18 protein-coding genes, 1 tRNA gene and 1 pseudogene are annotated in these 15,585 nt (G+C 68.5%); 6 read left to right on the top strand and 14 right to left on the bottom strand.

What is annotated here, in order from left to right; translation table 11 throughout:
- Positions 1-21 precede the first annotated feature (21 nt).
- Complete coding sequence (locus ACTFTM_RS04485; RefSeq protein ID WP_449564599.1) at positions 22-666, bottom strand: FMN-dependent NADH-azoreductase; 645 nt, start codon at positions 664-666, stop codon at positions 22-24.
- Positions 667-748: 82 nt separating this feature from the next.
- Here ACTFTM_RS04485 and ACTFTM_RS04480 point away from each other — a divergent pair, with 82 nt between their 5' ends.
- Entirely contained in the window at positions 749-1,231 is a 483-nt protein-coding gene (locus ACTFTM_RS04480; protein ID WP_449564598.1) for a MarR family winged helix-turn-helix transcriptional regulator, read from the top strand.
- Between the two features lie 10 nt (positions 1,232-1,241).
- Here the strand turns inward: ACTFTM_RS04480 and ACTFTM_RS04475 are convergent, their stop codons facing one another.
- Entirely contained in the window at positions 1,242-2,255 is a 1,014-nt protein-coding gene (locus ACTFTM_RS04475; protein ID WP_449564597.1) for a potassium channel family protein, read from the bottom strand.
- Positions 2,256-2,432: 177 nt separating this feature from the next.
- Here ACTFTM_RS04475 and ACTFTM_RS04470 point away from each other — a divergent pair, with 177 nt between their 5' ends.
- The 4 genes from ACTFTM_RS04470 to ACTFTM_RS04455 all read left to right on the top strand — a co-directional run bounded on the left by ACTFTM_RS04470 (position 2,433) and on the right by ACTFTM_RS04455 (position 5,139).
- The gene (locus tag ACTFTM_RS04470) at positions 2,433-3,023 is read left to right on the top strand and encodes a helix-turn-helix domain-containing protein (protein ID WP_449564596.1); all 591 of its coding nucleotides are present in this window, start codon (positions 2,433-2,435) and stop codon (positions 3,021-3,023) included.
- A 136-nt stretch (positions 3,024-3,159) separates the two neighbouring features.
- Positions 3,160-3,759, top strand: a complete 600-nt coding sequence (locus ACTFTM_RS04465) for an ATP-dependent Clp protease proteolytic subunit (RefSeq protein ID WP_449564595.1) — start codon at positions 3,160-3,162, stop codon at positions 3,757-3,759.
- A 55-nt stretch (positions 3,760-3,814) separates the two neighbouring features.
- The gene (locus ACTFTM_RS04460; protein WP_449564594.1) at positions 3,815-4,582 is read left to right on the top strand and encodes a hypothetical protein; all 768 of its coding nucleotides are present in this window, start codon (positions 3,815-3,817) and stop codon (positions 4,580-4,582) included.
- Positions 4,583-4,758: 176 nt separating this feature from the next.
- Entirely contained in the window at positions 4,759-5,139 is a 381-nt protein-coding gene (locus ACTFTM_RS04455; RefSeq protein WP_449564593.1) for a VOC family protein, read from the top strand.
- Between the two features lie 59 nt (positions 5,140-5,198).
- Here ACTFTM_RS04455 and ACTFTM_RS04450 read toward each other — a convergent pair.
- Positions 5,199-5,274, bottom strand: a tRNA-Arg gene (locus tag ACTFTM_RS04450).
- Positions 5,275-5,656: 382 nt separating this feature from the next.
- Here ACTFTM_RS04450 and ACTFTM_RS04445 point away from each other — a divergent pair.
- On the top strand, positions 5,657-6,919 hold the full coding sequence (locus ACTFTM_RS04445) for an AlbA family DNA-binding domain-containing protein (RefSeq protein ID WP_449564592.1): 1,263 nt from the start codon (positions 5,657-5,659) through the stop codon (positions 6,917-6,919).
- 175 nt (positions 6,920-7,094) lie between these two features.
- Here ACTFTM_RS04445 and ACTFTM_RS04440 read toward each other — a convergent pair whose 3' ends face one another.
- From ACTFTM_RS04440 to ACTFTM_RS04390, 11 genes and pseudogenes are all read right to left on the bottom strand, one after another.
- Positions 7,095-7,544 (bottom strand): SitI3 family protein, encoded by a 450-nt coding sequence (locus ACTFTM_RS04440; protein ID WP_449564591.1) that lies wholly within the window; start codon positions 7,542-7,544, stop codon positions 7,095-7,097.
- Positions 7,545-7,557: 13 nt separating this feature from the next.
- Positions 7,558-7,919: pseudogene (locus ACTFTM_RS04435) on the bottom strand (CdiA C-terminal domain-containing protein); the annotation flags it as partial.
- 352 nt (positions 7,920-8,271) lie between these two features.
- Entirely contained in the window at positions 8,272-8,724 is a 453-nt protein-coding gene (locus ACTFTM_RS04430; protein ID WP_449564590.1) for a SitI3 family protein, read from the bottom strand.
- A 15-nt stretch (positions 8,725-8,739) separates the two neighbouring features.
- Complete coding sequence (locus ACTFTM_RS04425; protein ID WP_449566534.1) at positions 8,740-9,126, bottom strand: CdiA C-terminal domain-containing protein; 387 nt, start codon at positions 9,124-9,126, stop codon at positions 8,740-8,742.
- A 206-nt stretch (positions 9,127-9,332) separates the two neighbouring features.
- Positions 9,333-9,860 carry a DUF6244 family protein gene (locus tag ACTFTM_RS04420; RefSeq protein WP_449564589.1) on the bottom strand — a complete coding sequence of 176 codons (528 nt, stop codon included), beginning with the start codon at positions 9,858-9,860 and terminating at the stop codon, positions 9,333-9,335.
- Positions 9,861-10,147: 287 nt separating this feature from the next.
- A complete protein-coding gene (locus tag ACTFTM_RS04415; protein ID WP_449564588.1) occupies positions 10,148-11,059 on the bottom strand; it encodes a phosphotransferase family protein in 912 nt (303 codons plus the stop codon).
- A gap of 337 nt (positions 11,060-11,396) precedes the next feature.
- Positions 11,397-12,749 carry a serine hydrolase domain-containing protein gene (locus tag ACTFTM_RS04410; protein WP_449564587.1) on the bottom strand — a complete coding sequence of 451 codons (1,353 nt, stop codon included), beginning with the start codon at positions 12,747-12,749 and terminating at the stop codon, positions 11,397-11,399.
- Entirely contained in the window at positions 12,746-13,669 is a 924-nt protein-coding gene (locus ACTFTM_RS04405; protein ID WP_449564586.1) for an aKG-HExxH-type peptide beta-hydroxylase, read from the bottom strand. Before ACTFTM_RS04405 ends, ACTFTM_RS04410 begins: the two co-directional genes overlap by 4 nt.
- 102 nt (positions 13,670-13,771) lie before the next feature.
- Positions 13,772-13,936 (bottom strand): hypothetical protein, encoded by a 165-nt coding sequence (locus ACTFTM_RS04400; RefSeq protein WP_196246416.1) that lies wholly within the window; start codon positions 13,934-13,936, stop codon positions 13,772-13,774.
- 109 nt (positions 13,937-14,045) lie between these two features.
- Positions 14,046-14,930 (bottom strand): protein kinase domain-containing protein, encoded by an 885-nt coding sequence (locus ACTFTM_RS04395; RefSeq protein ID WP_449564585.1) that lies wholly within the window; start codon positions 14,928-14,930, stop codon positions 14,046-14,048.
- Positions 14,896-15,576, bottom strand: coding sequence for a hypothetical protein (locus ACTFTM_RS04390; RefSeq protein ID WP_449564584.1), 681 nt, complete (start codon positions 15,574-15,576; stop codon positions 14,896-14,898). The genes ACTFTM_RS04395 and ACTFTM_RS04390 overlap by 35 nt, the downstream gene beginning before the upstream one ends.
- Positions 15,577-15,585 lie beyond the last annotated feature (9 nt).

The raw sequence follows: 15,585 nt of genomic DNA, 5'->3' as shown, positions 1-15,585 counted from the left end.
TCGTCCGTGTCGGGTGCCGTCTCAGCGCTGGGCCGAGGCCGGCGTCCACAGGTTGTCGATCTCCTTCTCGGCCGCCGCGCGGCTGGACTCGTGCAGCGGAATCAGCTCGGCCATCGCCGGAACCGTGGGCGCCAGGGTCAGTTCCGTGGTGATGAAGCGCGGCTCCAGGCCGGTCATCGACAGGCCGTGCGGCAGCCACTGCTCCGCATGGTCCCAGCCGTGCCGCGGGGTGCCCTCGCCGTAGCCGCCGCCCCGGGTGGCCACCACCACGAACTCGCGGCCGCTGAGCAGGCCCTCCTGGGTCGTCGGGTCGTAGGTGAGGCCGGCGACGATCAGGTGGTCGACCCAGGACTTGACGCTGCTGGGGGCTCCGAAGTTGTAGAGCGGCAGCCCGAGCAGGACCACGTCGGCCCGCTTCACCTCGTCGACCAGGCGCTCGCTGAGCTCCCACGAGGCGCGCTGGGCGGGGGTGTGCTGGTCCGGCGGCGTCATTCGCGCCAGCCCGCCGTCGGAGTCCAGGTGCGGCAGCGGCTCGGCCCCCAGATCGCGGTAGGTCACGGTGCCGTCGGGGTGCGCCGCACGCCAGGCCGCGGCGGCCCGGGCGGTGAGCTGCCGGCTGACCGACCAGTCACCCCGAATGCTCGAATCGATATGCAGCAGGTTCATGGTTCCTCCTCCAAGGATCGTCTGTGTTACGCCAACTATTTATAGCAGGCAGATGTTCCAGAGCGTCGGTAGACTGGGTCACATGTCCGCCCTGCCGCTGGAGCCCTCCGAGCACCGCTCGGGCGCCCTGCTGGACCACCTGGCGCGGCGGATGCGCCTACGGGCGGAATCGGTGCTCGCGCCGCTGGGTCTGCGCCCCCGGCATCTGGTCGCACTCACGGTGCTGCGCGCGGGCGGCGGCATCAGTCAGCAGGCGCTCGCGAGCACCCTCGAAATGGACAGCACCAACATCGTGGGGCTGCTGAACGACCTTGAGGCGAAGGATCTCGTCGAGCGGAGGCGGTCACCCCAGGACCGGCGGCGACACGTTGTCGAACTCACCGAAGACGGGGCAAAACGCCTTAAAGAGGCCGAATGCGCCCTTGCGGGTGCCGAGGACGAGGTGCTGGGAGCGTTGCAGCCGGCCGAGCGGGAGACGCTCTACGATCTCCTGCGGCGGGCCGCCACCACGACACCGGTCATCTGCACCGAGGCCCTCAGTGAGGTGGACGCGGACGCCTGCTGAGGCGCGGGTGTCAGACCGTGGTCGTGGACTGCGGGCGGTCGTCGCGGACGTGCACCAGCATGTCACCGGTCTCGATCACCGCGCCGGCCTTGTCGGACAGGGTGACCACCTTGCCCCGCCGGACCAGGGCGATCACCAGTGAGTCCAGCTCACGCGGTGAACGACCCACCTCGTCCCGCTCCGCCGAGCGCATCGCCAACGCCATCCCCTGCCCCGGCGTGAGCAGATCCTCCACGACGTCGATCAGCGGTGGCGCCGAGGTCGAGAGACCGAGCAGGCGGCCGGCGGTAGCCGAGGAGACGATCACGTGGTGCGCGCCGCTCTGCTTGAGCAGCGGGGCGTTCTCCGCCTCGCGGGCCGCCGCGATGATCCGGACCTGCCCGGCGGTGAGCTGCCGGACGGTCAACGCCACCAGCACCGAGGCGTCGTCGCTGTCGGTCGCGATGATCACCGCCTTGGCGCTCTTGACGTGCGCCTCGTTCAACACCGACGACCGGGTCGCCGACCCCTCGATCGCCACCAACCCGGCCGACGTGGCCTGCCGCAGCGCGATGCCGCTGCGCTCCACCACCACGATCCGCGACCGGTCCAGGCCGTTCTCCAACAGAGCGTTGACCGCGCTGCGACCCTTGGTGCCGTAGCCGCAGATGATGACGTGGTCCTTCACGACTCTCCTCCACCGCGACAGGCGACGGCCGGTCCGGTACTGCTCGGTCAGGACTTCCAGGGTGGTGCCGACCAGGATGATCAGGAAGAGCACCCGGGCGGGGGTGACGAACAGGACGTTGACCAGCCGGGCCGACGGCGCGGCGGGGGTGATGTCCCCATAGCCGGTGGTGGAGAGCGACACCACCGCGTAGTAGAAACAGTCGAGCAGGGTGAGGCCGTCCTCGTTGACGTCGCGGTAGCCGTCCCGGTCCAGATAGACCGCCGCCACCACGGCGAAGACCAGCGCCAGTGCGGCCGCGAGCCGCAGGCTCAGCGCGCTCAGTGGGCCTCGGCGCTGCGCGGGAAAATGGATCACCGTCGAACCTGCTCCGCCACCGTCGCCTGCACGTGCACAACATAGCGGGTACGCCGCACAGCGCACGCCCCGGTCACGGAGACCGCCGACTCGACACGTACGGGTCGGCCCCCGCCGCCGGCAACCGGCATGATGAGGGGAGGTGTCACGGACGACGACCGCGAGAGTGAGGCCGGCATGTCGTTGCTACGACGAGTCATCGGCGGGGTGCTGCGCCGGCTGCGCCAGAGCCAGGGCCGCACGCTGCGCGAGGTGGCCGAGGCGGCCGGGGTCTCCGTGCCCTACCTCTCGGAGGTCGAGCGCGGGCGCAAGGAGGCCTCGTCGGAGATCCTGGCGGCGATCTGCCGGGCGCTCGGCATCCAACTCTCCGACCTGCTCGAAGCGGCCCGCGACGACCTGCGCCGGGTCGAGCGGCGCATCCCCGCCGCGCCCCGGGCCGCTCTGGCCCGGCTGGATCGGGCGCCCTCGGCGCGCACCGGGACCGGCCCCGCGCTCCGGATCGGTTTCCAGCCGGGCGGGGCGACGCCACCCGCGGCTGCCGCCGCACCGGCTCCCGTCCGGCAGCCCATCGGGCCGGTGCTGCGGCTGGGCGGGCCGATCCTGCACGTCGGCGGTCCAGCCTCGCCCGTCGGGTCGACCGTGGGCGGAGCGGGGCTACGAGTTCGACTGATCGCCTCCGCGCCGGCCGGGCGCCCCGGTCCCCGTACCTCCAAGATGCTGGCCTGCCATCGCGCCCGGGCGGGCCGGCGGCGGCTGACCCGGGTGTAGGCCGGCCGAGGTTCTGCCCTGGGCCGATCTGCCGCCGGCAGAATCCCTGGGCCGCCACCGCCGCCGCGCGCACGCTGGAGGAGCCGGCTCCCCGGGCGGTCCCGTCGCCCGCCGGCACGGCGGAAGGTGGCGACGAATGATCGGGTACGACGTACGGATGCTGGACAACGGTCAGCCGACCTTCGGCGACCAGGTGTTCGAGCGGCTGCTGCGGGAGCGGATCGTCTTCCTCGGCAACGAGGTGACCGACGAGTCGGCGAACCAGATCTGCGCGCAGATCCTGCTGCTCGCGGCCGAGGACGCCGACCGGGACATCTACCTCTACATCAACTCGCCGGGCGGCTCGGTGAGTGCGGGCATGGCGGTCTACGACACGATGCGCTATGTCCGCAACGACGTCGCCACGCTGGCGCTCGGCTTCGCCGGCTCGATGGGACAGTTCCTGCTCTGCGCCGGCACGGCCGGCAAGCGGTACGCGCTGCCACACTCGCGGATCATGATGCACCAGCCGTCCGGCGGGATGGGCGGCACCGCCGCGGACATCACCATCCAGGCGGAGAACATGCTGCACGTCAAGCGCACCATGCAGGAATTGATCTCCCAGCACAGTGGACGCACACTCGACGAGATCCAGCGCGACTGGGACCGGGACCGCTGGTTCACCGCCGAGCAGGCCCGGGAGTACGGCATCGTCGACCGCGTGCTCACCCACGCCGAACAACTGCCGGCGAACTGACCCACCGTGGTGTGCGGGCCCCCCAGAGTGGACCTTGTTGGTTAGGGTCGCGTCTATGCGTCGACTGATCCCTGTCCTCTCGATTGCCCTCGCCGCCGCCCTCGTGGCCGGCTGCGGCACCACTTCCGGCGACACCGGGGGGCCCGGCCCGTCCGCGGCTCCCACCACGCCCAAGCTCGAACCGGCCGCCGCCGTCCGGCAGGCCATGGACCGCAGCCTCGCCGGCACGGTCACCATGGACGCCTCGGTCAAGGCCGGCGGCCAGTCGATCAGCCTCAACGGCAAGGTCGACCCCGCCGCCAAGGCGATCCACGTAACCGGAACCGCCCCGGAGCCGATCGAGGCCCGGCTGATCGGCGACGCCGCCTACATCAAGTCGGACTCGCTCGAGGGCGAGAAGCCCTGGATGAAGATCGATCTGAACAAGCTCCGGCCGAACAGCTCGCTGCGCCAGTCGTTCGACCTGAAGTCACAGACCGGCCTGATCGGCGGCATCGTGACCGCCACCGAGGTCAGCCCCGGCCGCTACAGCGGCACCGCCGACCTGAACAAGGCCGCCGAGGCCGCCAGCAGCGACGGCGGCATGCGCGAGGGCCTCGAGTCGACCGCCAAGCTGGCGAAGGACCCCACGGCGATCCCCTTCGAGGCGACCGTCGACACCGACGGCCGACTCACCGCCCTGTCCTACACGGTCGCCACGAAGAGCCTCGGTGACCTCGTCACCGACATGAAGATGAGCGGCTTCGGCGAGAAGGTCACCGTGTCCGCCCCGCCGGCCGCCGACACCGAGGCCGCCTCCGCCGAGATGTACAAGTTCCTCTGACGACTGCGACAACGCGGTGCCCTCCGGTACGGCCCGGAGGGCACCCACCCGCCCGACGCTTCGCGTCGCCGTTCCGTCCGCCCGGTACGATCGCGAGCGTCTTTGCCCTGCTGGGAGCCCATGAGATCCGCGTGCGGCCGGCCCGGCGGATGCCAAGCTGAGAGCAGGTTTCGTCAATGGCATGCCGTATCGGTGAGCTCGTGCTCAAATGCCGCGACCTCGAGGTGCTGGCGCGGTTCTGGTGCGAGGTCCTGGACTTCGTGGAACTCGACCGCGAGGAGGGGGTCTACATCGAGGTAGGCCCGCGCGAAGGGTTCGGCGGCCCGCAGCCGACGATCTTCCTCATCCGCGACGACGAACCGAAGAACGGGCAGGCCCGGCTGCACATCGACGTCAATCCCACCGACCGCGACCAGGACGCCGAACTCGAACGTCTCCTGGCCGCCGGGGCCAGGCCGATCGACATCGGCCAGCCCGCGGACGCGTCCTGGCATGTCCTCGCCGATCCGGAGGGCAACGAATTCTGCCTGCTCAAGCGCCGCCTCGACCCGCTGTGACAAGTCCTCGCGCAGACGATCGACGAAGCCGCCGACGAGATCGGGCGAGCCATCGACAATGGTGCCCCCGGCAGGATTCGAACCTGCGACACACGGTTTAGGAAACCGATGCTCTATCCCCTGAGCTACGGGGGCGCGAGGGCACAGTCTAGCGACCTGGGGGTTCACCTGGGGTGGCAGGGAGTGGCCCACGTTCACCCACGTTCCCCGGACCGCCGTTCTCGCAGCCCAGGACCACACCCGAGCACACGAACCCGGAGTTGCGACCGGCGGTCGCCGTGGTGACCCGAGTTGGCACCGGTTGATCCGGGCTGGCATCCGCTGGAGAGCTCACACCGTGCACATCACCGAAGATCATGATGTCCGCTTCCCGCCCGGGAGCCGCCGGCCGCACGTCGGGCACCGGTGATCGACGCGCTGTGAGCCCTAGGGTGAGAACCTCAGCTCCGGTCATGCCAGTCGCCGACACGGTGAATGTCAGGTGCGTGCCGGCAATGCCTTCGGGCACAGTAAGCAGATGCGCTCGATCTACCTCAGCGTGGACACCCCGCGCTGGACTCCGCGCACGGAGTCCGACCTTCAGTCCGCGCTCGACCAGGGCCTGCTAAGTGAGTCGCACTACACGGACTTCAAGCGAGGGCTGACCACTGGTAAAAGCGCCAACAGAGAACTGGCACGCGACTTGGCGTCCTTCGGCATCGACGGCGGGACCCTCGTCGTGGGCGTCGAGGAGAATCGGGACGGCTCGTTCGGCTTGTATCCCGGACCGCTCCACGGCTTGGCTGAGCGGGTAGAGCAGGTCGCCCTAACGATTCCGGATCCTCCGCTGCCCGTCTACACCGAGATGATCCCCTCGGATGCCGACCCCGACGTCGGCTACCTCTTCGTGCACGTGCCGCCGAGTCCGGCGGCACCGCATATGGTCGACCATCGCTACCTCGGTCGAGGCGACAAAACGAAACACCACCTTGCCGACGCAGAGGTGCGCCGTCTTCACAACCTGCGCCGGCTCAGTGAAACCGACACGCTCGCTCTCTTGGACGCCGAGTTCGACCGCGACCCGGTTCCGGTGGAACGCCGGTCGCAGTCGCACCTGTTCTTGTTGGCCGAGCCGATCAATGGCCGCCCAGAGATGCTGCTGAGCCTCGTCTCCGGCCGTGAATGGCCACAACGCATGCTGCTGTTCACCCGCGGCGCCATCCTTAACCAGCCGACGAGCAACCTCAGGTTCGCGCCCGAACTACTCTCCGCGACCGCCACTGCGCGCCGTGCCGCCGGTGCCGCGCTGACGAGCTATGACCTCACCGCGGACCGCAGGCTGCGCGACGACTCGCACGACGAGGACGCCGTCGAGCTCGAAATCCACGAGGACGGCGGTATCCGCATCTTCATGAGCCGGCTCAGCGACCGGATGACCAACCCAGATGAGCAGGTCGTCTTCGACGCCGGAGCGGTCATGTACGCGCGACATCTAATCGCACTGGTGCTCGCGGCCGCCGACCAGGCGGGCTACGTCGGCAACTGGGCACTCGCGGTCGGCGCAACCAATCTCCGCGGTCGCCGCTCGTACGAGTATCGCAATGGCTGGGATGCGACGGACGGTCCGCGATTCGGCGAGGACACCTACCGAAAGGCCGCCGTCGTCTCACACGCACAACTGCTGGCTACGCCCGGACAGGTGGCCGGTCAACTCCTAGCCCGGCTGCTTCGAGCCCTAGGGACCGACGACAAATTCGCACCATTTCTTACTGACGCGACTGAGTCGGCGACATCAACTTGACCACGTTCACTCCGGGCGCCAGGTGGGTCGACGTTCTCTAAACAGCACGCGAAGGGCTCACGTCGCCGACTGCGCAGTTCACCGTCTTTCGGTGTCGATCCTGCTGGCGCCCTCATCTGCCCGCGAAGTGATCGCCAAGGAAAGCGACCGGGGTCCAGCCCAGGACACACGCCCGTCAGGGGTGGAGAATTTTGTCGTAGTCTTCGTCGTACCAGCCGTCGGTGTTGTGCTTTTGGACGGTTCCCGCCACGCGCCTCAGCATCAGCACGTCGCCGTTGAGGGTCAGGGCCGCGTCCTCGGCCCTGCTGGCGAGGATCCTGGCCACGGTCGCCAGCATGCGGGGCTTGCCCTTGTCGACCAGGGTGCCCTTGCGCATGTAGAAGCTGACATCAACGTATGTCGTCGGCTCCCACTGCCACAGGGAACCCCCGTCATCCTCGGCGCTGTAGTAGCCGTGCCTTCCGCCGGAGATGTCCACGACGTACCCGTGCTCGTCGTTCAGGTCAGCGCTGAGCCTCCGGCCGCCGGACGCCGTGTACGTCTCGACCGCTGCGGGAGCGGCTAGTTCCGCCACCTGCTCGAGCGGGATGCTGCCCGCCAGCGTCAGCCGGTACTCGACAGCCATCTACATCCCTTCATCAGTCTCGCCGGATGATCTGGATGATCGCACCGTGAGGTGTTACCGCCGCCAGTTCCTTGAGCTCTGCAATGGGCCAGTCGTGGAACTGCTTGTGCAGGGCGGCGAGGTCTCCCCGCCAGTCGTGGAGGTTCAACATGACGCGTTGGGTCTGATCCTTTCAACCCACCTGGACACCGCGCTCCAGACGGCGCGGGCTGGCACAGGAGGAGTGGGCGTATAACAGTCGAAGACATGCCCCTCGATGAGGAAGTCGGGTGCCTTCTCCGGCCTCCCCGGATCCCCGGTCTCGCGTCGCGCGTCCGCGAACTCCTGCCTCGTGGGGTCCTGGTAAACCCGGTACCCCTTGCCGGCGACCCTGTCGTGCCAGCGCCGCGTCGGACTGGAAGTCTGTACGCCCCGAGCGCCGCACTACCGGATCCACCGGTACGCCGGCCACCATTAGAGTGCCGGCGCCACGTTCGGTCAGAGTTCTTCGAGATCCATTCGGTACGTCGCTCTCGCTCGTGCACCCTGCGCGGACCCGGTTGAGGATGTGGGCGGACCGACGACGACCGGCGGCTGGATCCGCCGGTCGTAGAGAACTCAGCGCAGGCGGCCGCGGGTCCGCTAGCGCCTCAACGTGCTGACCAGGACGTGGGTCCGGTGCCCTCGTCGCTGCCTACCGCCGTGTCCGGCAGGAGCAGCCGACGGCTGGTGTCCGCCGTGGACCGGCCTACCGCACAATCGTCTCCCGAACGCCGTACGCGTCCCACCACGATTGTCGGTGTTCGCGTAGTTCTCCCGCGACTCGCGTCAGCAGGAGCCAGTTGCCGTTGAGAACAAGTGCCGCATCCTCCTGCCGTCCGGCGAGAACACGCCCGACGGCCGACACCATCGTGGGGACCACGTCGTCGGGTGGGTCGTTTTTGCGCAGGTCGAAGACGATGTTGGTGTACGTGTCGGGTTCCCATTCCCATCGGGCGCCGTCGTCGGCTTCGGCGTCGAAGTAGCCGTTGCTGCCTGCGTAGATGGTGACCGTGTAGCCGAGTTCCTCCCTGAGGTCGGCGCTGAGCAGCCGGGGGTAGTCGGGCTGTGTCGATTCCTCGACGCCGTGTGGGGCGACGAGGGGAGCGAGGTCTTCCAGCGGGATGTCGCCGGCCAGGGTTAGTCGGTACTCGATGCCCACGTGCTGCCTGCTTTCTCAGTCTCGTCGAACGATCTGAATGATCGCACCGCTTCGGGTCACCGCTGCCAGTTCCTTGAGCTGCGGGACCGGCCAGTCGTCGAACTGCTTCTGCAGGGCGGTGATGTCACCGCGCCAGTCCTGCAGGTTTAGCACCACCCGCTGGGTCTGCTGCCTCGCCACCTTCTGCGACACTTCCGTCCATACCCCGCGTACCGCTTTGCCGGGGGTGGGCGCGTAGCAGTCGAAGACGTAGCCCTCGATGAGATAGTCGGGTTCCTTGTCTGGTTTGCCCACGTCGCCGGTGCTCTGGCGTGCATCGGCGATCTCCCGCCGTGTCGGGTTTTGGTGTACGCGATAGCCGTCGTAGGCGAGGGTGTCGGCGCATTCGTTCTCCAACTCCAGTGAGCGCCGTACCGCTTCGTCCTCGCGCGGTGGGATCCTGGTTCGTGGTCCGGTTGGCGAGCCGCCGGGAACGCCTGTGGGTGGCCTGCTCCAACGGGTGCAGGCCGACCCGGGGAGGCCGGGGTTTTCCTTGGCGGGTGTGGTTGCGGCCGTACTGCCATCGGTGTCGAGGGAAGGGCTGGCCGGCGAGGAACCGCCAGCCCTCGTCAGTTTCCCGCTGATCCCAGCTGTCGTGCTTCGGCGGCTGCCGCGTCGATGAACTGCCGGGCGGTGCCGGTGCGTTGAACGATGAGCACCATGACCTGCTTGACGCCGTCCAAGGCCTGCAACAGGGGTCCCGGCTGCCCGCCGAGGAGGACGGCCGTGACGAGTTGTTGCGCTGCGCCGGCCTGACTGATCACTGCGATCGCCGCGTCGCGGGCGCCGTCCACCGCGCTCTGCACCGGCGCGAGCCCGGACATTGTCTCCTGCGGCGTGCCCTGGCGGGGCACCGCCGCGGTGGCCTGCGCCGCCTCCCCGATCGAGGCGGAGAGGCGGCCCAGACCAGCCTGGATCTCATTGATCGCGCTATGGACCCGGGCCATGCCGGCAGCCACCGCGGCGAAGCCGGCGCCTGCGGCACGAACCCCGACCTCCTGCGCCTGAGTGCCGGCTGCGGCGGTGAGGCCGCGAGCTCTGTCGACGCCGGCTGTCAGGGCACGCAGCTCGGCGTCAACCTTCTCGATGTTCGACACGTGGAGCGGTCTCCAATCGGCGATAATGTTGTTGGATCACTTACCCGTAGTGCAATCGCGCGGTGGTCAGCCCGACGAGGTTGACGCCAGTGCAGCTTTACCCGGTTGGCGATGCTGCCGACATAGTGGCCGAGGTTGCAGTTTTCCGGTGGAGCCGTCATCGGTGAGCATCCGCGGAGCGGTCATGAAGATGGGGCCACTCCGGTCGGTCAGCTGGCGGGCCAGGGTGCGGTAGAGGGTGCAGATGCCGCTGCTGCTCACTACGTAGAGGTCCCGGTGGACCAGGGCTACTTGGGCCATGCTGGCCTCGCGGCGGCGATCCGTTGTAGGCGGGTGCTGGCCGAGGTCCAGGCGGCCTCGATGATCGGCAGACACCGCTTCCGGGTCGGGTCGTTCTCGGGCAGTTCGTGGTGCAGGCGCAGCTCGCGGGTCAGGACCACAGCGAGGTTGAGCGCGAATGCGGCCTCGATGCCCGTCTCACTCACGATCACCTCGATACGCTCGCGGATCAGCGGCGTACCTGGGCCGACCTGGGTGTGGAGCATCGCAAGGTCGAAGCCCGGAAGGAACAGCCCGGTGAACTCCCAATCGACCAACACCGCCGTGGTCTCGGCCTCGTCACCGCTGTCGGAACGGCCAGCAGTGAGAAGGATGTTGCTGGCCAGCGGATCGCCGTGATTGAGCTGCGCCGGCGCGCCGCAGCGGGCCAGCAGACTGTCCAGAGCCTCTCGCTGGCCCTCACCGAGGTATCCCTTGGCCTGGTACCGAGCCACCCGTTGCGAGTAGTCGAAGGTGGGCGAGAACCGGGCGGCGGGGTAGGTCCACTCATTCAACGCGGTGATGCAGTCCAGAACAGCATCGACCTCCCGGGCATCGAGCTCTCGTTCGGGGTAGCGTTCGACCGCGACAGGCGATGCGTCGACCCATTCCAGGACCAGCAGCCGGTCACGGTCGCTATGGAGCAGCCGAGGAACACGGATAGGCGCGGTGGTGTCACCAAAGACCTCGTACAGGTCCAGCTCGTGCCTCCACCTGGCCGCCCAGAACGGATCCGGGTCGATCAGATATTTCACCGCTGCCGGTTCGCCGCGGAATGAGCCTCGTGCCAGCAGGGTCTTGGCCGTGCGCCGTAGCACCGTGTCGATGCTCAGCCCGATCGTGGCTGCTGAGCCAGGCAGATCAGGCGGCGTGCGCGACATCGGCGGTCTCCTTGATCGAGGTCGATGACCCGCTGGCGAAGGCCGGTCTCGAAGCGCTCCCCGTGCCAGACCACGGCGATCTGCCGGCCGTTGCCCGTTTCGGTCTTGTCGGTGTCTGTCTGATTTGTGGAAAGTTGATCGTCGAAGATGGCCGAGCTCTTGGGGGTGCGAATGCTCAGGTGGAGCCCGCTCCGAGATACAGCCCTCGACGTACATTTGCAGAATCTTGATAAAGCGGGGGTAGCTCACTGAAGCCCGGCCGACAGCAGCAGGCCAGGGCACCCGCGTCGGATCGGGAGGCTTGAGAACCACCGACGGTCTAATTGGTGGCAGTCGGTCAATCGGGCCGTCGTCGATAGTGCAGCCCTGGTGCGCGATCGAGATCAAGAACAAAGCCACTGGGCACTGGTAGATCCTCATCCGCCGAAGAGGTGTTGAGTGTCAGCGTGTAGCCGTCCGCAACGTACGTGGATCCGGTACAGGTGAGCCGGTCAGGGGTTCCCCGACGCCACAAGTACAGCGAGCCTGCACTGCGGGTCAGGCGTACGGTGCCAGGGACCTCGTCGCAGACAAAGGCGCCGAGCGAAGTGTGAGCCGTTTCGGTGTCGGCGCTGCCCGTAGAGGTGGTCTTGGGCTCAGAAAGTCTTCCTAACGCGCGAGAGAGCAGTTTGCCCGGATCAGCGTCGGATTCATGGGCGGGGTCGGCGAGGGCCGCGGCCAGTACGTGGTCGGCGGCGATTCCGGCGTGGTTTGACAGGCAGATAACGCGGAGCCCTGAGCTGGCGAGGTAGACGGCGGCGGAGAACCCCTGTTCGTGGCCGTAGTGGAAGACCACGCTGCGGCCGGGGCGCAGATCGGCATACAGCCCGGCACCGTACGTGAACGGCGGGTGGTCGCTGGGCTGGTAGCCGAGGTGCTGGTCAAACGGGAACGCGTCGTCGGCCGAGGGGTGCCATTCGTGCCAGAGGTGGGCGAGCCAGCGGTCCAGGTCTGCGGCGGTGCACCACAGGGAGCCGGGGCCGGGCAGGGTGACCGGGCACTGCTGGTGCTGCCATCCGCTGGCGACGGCCTGGTAGCTGGCGGCGGCGCCGGGGATCACCTCGCGTGGATCGGTCTTGAAGCGGGCTGAGGTCATGCTGAGCGGGGTGAAGACGTGCCGGTCGGCGATTTCTTGGAGTCCTGCGTCGTACGCGTGTTTAAGGGCTTCGGCGAGGAGGAGGTAGCCGGTGTTGCTGTAGAGGAAGCGGCCCGGCTCGACGGCTCGGTGCCGCTGGCGGTAGGCGAGTTCCAGTAGGTCGTCGGCGGTGTAGTGGTCGAGTTCGCGGAAGCCGGCCAGGGAGAGCAGGGACTCGGCGTCCCGTACGCCGCCCTGGTGCTGAATGAGGTCGCCGATGGTGACGTCCGGAATGCGGAAGCGGGGCAGGATGTCGCCGACGGGCCGGTCAAGGGTGAGGAAACGGTCGCGGGCGGCGCGGATGCACAGGTACGCGGTGATCTGTTTGGCGACGGAGCCGATGTTGAAGGCGCTGTTCTCCCCGATGGGCCCGGCAAGTTCGAGACTGGCTAATCCAGTGTGCGCCTGCGCCGTCGGATGGCCGGCCTGGCCGACGCGCAGGATGACGCCGGGCTCGCCCAGCCGGACCGCGAGGGCGGTCTCGGTAGCGGTGACCGAGGTGTCGGTGGAGTTCACAGGCTGAGGGCTTCGCGGTGGAAGGAGCGCAGGCGTTCGCGCAATGTGGGGTCGCTGATCAGGGCGAGTGCTCGGTCGTGGTCGGCGGCGGTGGTGGCAAGCAGTCCGCGCTGCTGCTCCAGGTAGGCGGTCAGGAATCGGTACAGGTCGCCGCTGGTTTCGGGTAGGACGCGAGCGGTGTAGATCATGGTGAGGGGAAAGGCGAAGCAGGCGTGCAGGAAGCCGAAGGCGGGCCTCTTCGTCTTCTTCCAGGGTGAGTAGAACCCGACTTCATCGCTGATCTCGCAGGCGGTGGCGTTAAGGGCGTCGTTGAGCCAGTTGTGGCCCGCCTCGTGAATCAGGTCGCGAGCCAGGACGAGGGGCTCGTTGACGTGGTCACAGTAGATGGTGCCGGGTAGCCGGGTGATGGTCCAGCTGCCGAGGGTGGCACCGAGCTGCTTGTGGCGCAGCAGGCAGACGACGACCGCGTGGCCGGCGAGAAGGTCGGCGAAGCCGTTCTTGGCACCGGTAGCGTAAGCGGCGGCAGCCAGTTCCCGCAGGTTCGGCGGGGCGGCGGTGGTGTCCGGGCCCAGTACGTAGTAGGGGGTCTCGGAGATCGCTGAGCGGGGCAGGCGGTCCAGGTCAGGGGTAAGAACAACGCGCGGACCGACGGCGGTGGATGTCGACAGCGCCGAGGCGTTCGCGTCGGGATGAGCGCGGTACCAGTTGAAGGTGGCGGTATCGCGCTTGCGAGCGGCAGCCTCAGCGCCTTCGAGGACATGGTGGGCGAGGCAGTAGTCGAGGGCGGCCGTTCCCGGCGAGTCGGAGATGCTGGCCGACGGTTGAGCGGTGGGCTTGAGGACGGTGCGGATCCGGCGGGTTCGGTCGCGGTGGTGAGCCTGAACGGGGGCGGACGAGAAGGAGATGGCGGGCGCGTCCACGGCGGTGGTCCTTCCGGCTGTCTGGGCCTGGGGCCGGCCCCGTGAGGGTCCGGCCCCAGGAGGTACTCACCGGCGGCATGCCCGTCGGTGGGGTGTGGGCGTTCAGGCGTCAGTGCCCTCGGCTGCCGCGGTGCTCGCCTGGGCCTCGGCGGTCGGCCAGCCCTCGGCCGAGACGCTGGAGGTGTGGCGGGTGCTGCGGACGGTCTCGTCGTCGCCGCGCAGGTCATCCACGGCGGCGAGGAAGTCGCTGATCCGGTCGTTGTCCATGGGTGCGCTCGTCCTTTCCGAATCGGGTGTGGGCCGTACACCTTCTGGAGCCGGTTCCTGCGGCGGTGAGCGGGCGGTGGGCACCGCGTCTCCTTCCGTTGTTGGGGGGTCAGATGCTGCGCTGGGCTGGCACGGCGGCGGGGGTGGCCGCTTGGCGCAGGGCGTCGCGCAGCTCTCTCATGGCGGGCCGGTCCTCGGGTGCCGAGGCGAGCGCCGCAGTGATGATCGGACGGAGTCCGGCGGGTGCGGTGTGCAGCCGGGAGGGGCCGTGGCGGGGGATGTCGGCGCACAGGTAGCGGTAGGTCAGGACCGCGAGGCTGAACACGTCAGCCGCTGGGGCGGCGCGGTCGTAAGAGGTGGCGTACTCCGGGGGCCAGTGCACCTCCGGGCCTCGACTGGCGGGGCCGCGCAGGGTGTCGGCGCGTCGCGCGGCACCGAGGTCGGTGATCAGTCCTTGGCCGTCGTGGATGAGGATGTTCTCCTGGTAGACGTCGCGGTGCACGATTCCGCGCTCGTGCAGGTTCCCCAGGCCCTCGGCGACGTCGGCCAGGATGCGCAGCCCGGCCGTCACGTCGTCTCGGTTGAGAGTGATGGCGAGGTGTGCACGGAAGTTGCCTCCGCGGCAGTGGGGCATGGTGTACCAGTCGAACCGATCGGTGCTGCCCTGCTCCAGTAGCGGCACGACGTGTGCGGCGCCTCGGGCGGCGCGGGTGACGGCGATCTCGTGGCGGAAGTCTTCACGGGTCAAGGCCCTTTCGGCCTCGGTCATCTCCGCGTACCAGTAGAAGCCGTAGGCGGCCTTTCGGGTGGCCTCGTCGAGCTCGGCCAGGACGTGGTTGCTGCCGAAGCCGGCCTTGAGGACCACCGGAGGTGCGGCGTTGCGGCTGGCGAGCACCAGAGTGCTGGCGCGGGTGAAGCAGAGGAGATCGTGGACGTGCCAGCCCGCGTCACGAAGCTGGTCAAGGACCCAGGCGGCGGGGTGCATCGGGTGCATGGGCTGCCTCCTCATGATTGCGACGCCTCCGCTGGGGTTGGCGTAGCCGCTCCAGGCAGGCGGCGGCCAGCCGGTCGAGGTCGGGTTTGGTGGCGCACGGGTGGCGCAGCACGGGCAGGCCGGTTACCTCGGTCCACGCGACGGCGGCCTGCCCGTACAGGTCGGCATACCGAGCAGCGGTCGAGTGGTCCTCCCCGAAGCGACGCCTGGTGGGCCGCTTGGACAGCCGGGCATGGCACAGCCCGGGCTCGGTGGTGAGCAGGACGATCAGGTCCGCTCGCGCGCTCGTGACCTCGGCGAGCTGCTGAACGTAGTGGGAGACAGGACGGTCGTGCAGCAGGGCGAGCAGGCAGGCGGTCGACAAGGTGAGCCGGTCGGCGATGACCGGGCCCAGGGACAGAGCGGGGGCGAGGTTGTGCCGAGCATGGAGTTCCAAATCGCGGCGGACAGCCACCACCGCCAGCACGCCGTCTGCGGCCGGACGGCCGGCCCGCAGGCCGATGATGGGACGGGTCGCCTCCAGCGACAGCCAGGAGAACTGGCCGACGTGCCCGAGGCGGATGTCCTCGCGGGCGGCGTTGGCCAGGATCCGGTCGCGTAGCGTGCTCTTCCCGGCTCCGGCGATCCCCTCCAAGGCCAGCAGCATGCCTCGCTC

The organism is Micromonospora sp. RB23 (genome assembly GCF_053585025.1).
Note: the sequence above shows the minus strand (reverse complement) of the source record. Positions and strands in the feature narration are given on the sequence as shown.

What these genes read in the sequence shown, in the direction of transcription:
- ACTFTM_RS04485 (WP_449564599.1), bottom strand. Translation starts at nt 666, where the DNA reads ATGAACCTGCTGCATATCGATTCGAGCATTCGGGGTGACTGGTCGGTC.
- ACTFTM_RS04480 (WP_449564598.1), top strand. Translation starts at nt 749, where the DNA reads ATGTCCGCCCTGCCGCTGGAGCCCTCCGAGCACCGCTCGGGCGCCCTG.
- ACTFTM_RS04470 (WP_449564596.1), top strand. Translation starts at nt 2,433, where the DNA reads ATGTCGTTGCTACGACGAGTCATCGGCGGGGTGCTGCGCCGGCTGCGC.
- ACTFTM_RS04465 (WP_449564595.1), top strand. Translation starts at nt 3,160, where the DNA reads ATGATCGGGTACGACGTACGGATGCTGGACAACGGTCAGCCGACCTTC.
- ACTFTM_RS04460 (WP_449564594.1), top strand. Translation starts at nt 3,815, where the DNA reads ATGCGTCGACTGATCCCTGTCCTCTCGATTGCCCTCGCCGCCGCCCTC.
- ACTFTM_RS04455 (WP_449564593.1), top strand. Translation starts at nt 4,759, where the DNA reads ATGGCATGCCGTATCGGTGAGCTCGTGCTCAAATGCCGCGACCTCGAG.
- ACTFTM_RS04445 (WP_449564592.1), top strand. Translation starts at nt 5,657, where the DNA reads ATGCGCTCGATCTACCTCAGCGTGGACACCCCGCGCTGGACTCCGCGC.
- ACTFTM_RS04440 (WP_449564591.1), bottom strand. Translation starts at nt 7,544, where the DNA reads ATGGCTGTCGAGTACCGGCTGACGCTGGCGGGCAGCATCCCGCTCGAG.
- ACTFTM_RS04415 (WP_449564588.1), bottom strand. Translation starts at nt 11,059, where the DNA reads ATGTCGCGCACGCCGCCTGATCTGCCTGGCTCAGCAGCCACGATCGGG.
- ACTFTM_RS04400 (WP_196246416.1), bottom strand. Translation starts at nt 13,936, where the DNA reads ATGGACAACGACCGGATCAGCGACTTCCTCGCCGCCGTGGATGACCTG.
- ACTFTM_RS04395 (WP_449564585.1), bottom strand. Translation starts at nt 14,930, where the DNA reads ATGCACCCGATGCACCCCGCCGCCTGGGTCCTTGACCAGCTTCGTGAC.
- ACTFTM_RS04390 (WP_449564584.1), bottom strand. Translation starts at nt 15,576, where the DNA reads ATGCTGCTGGCCTTGGAGGGGATCGCCGGAGCCGGGAAGAGCACGCTA.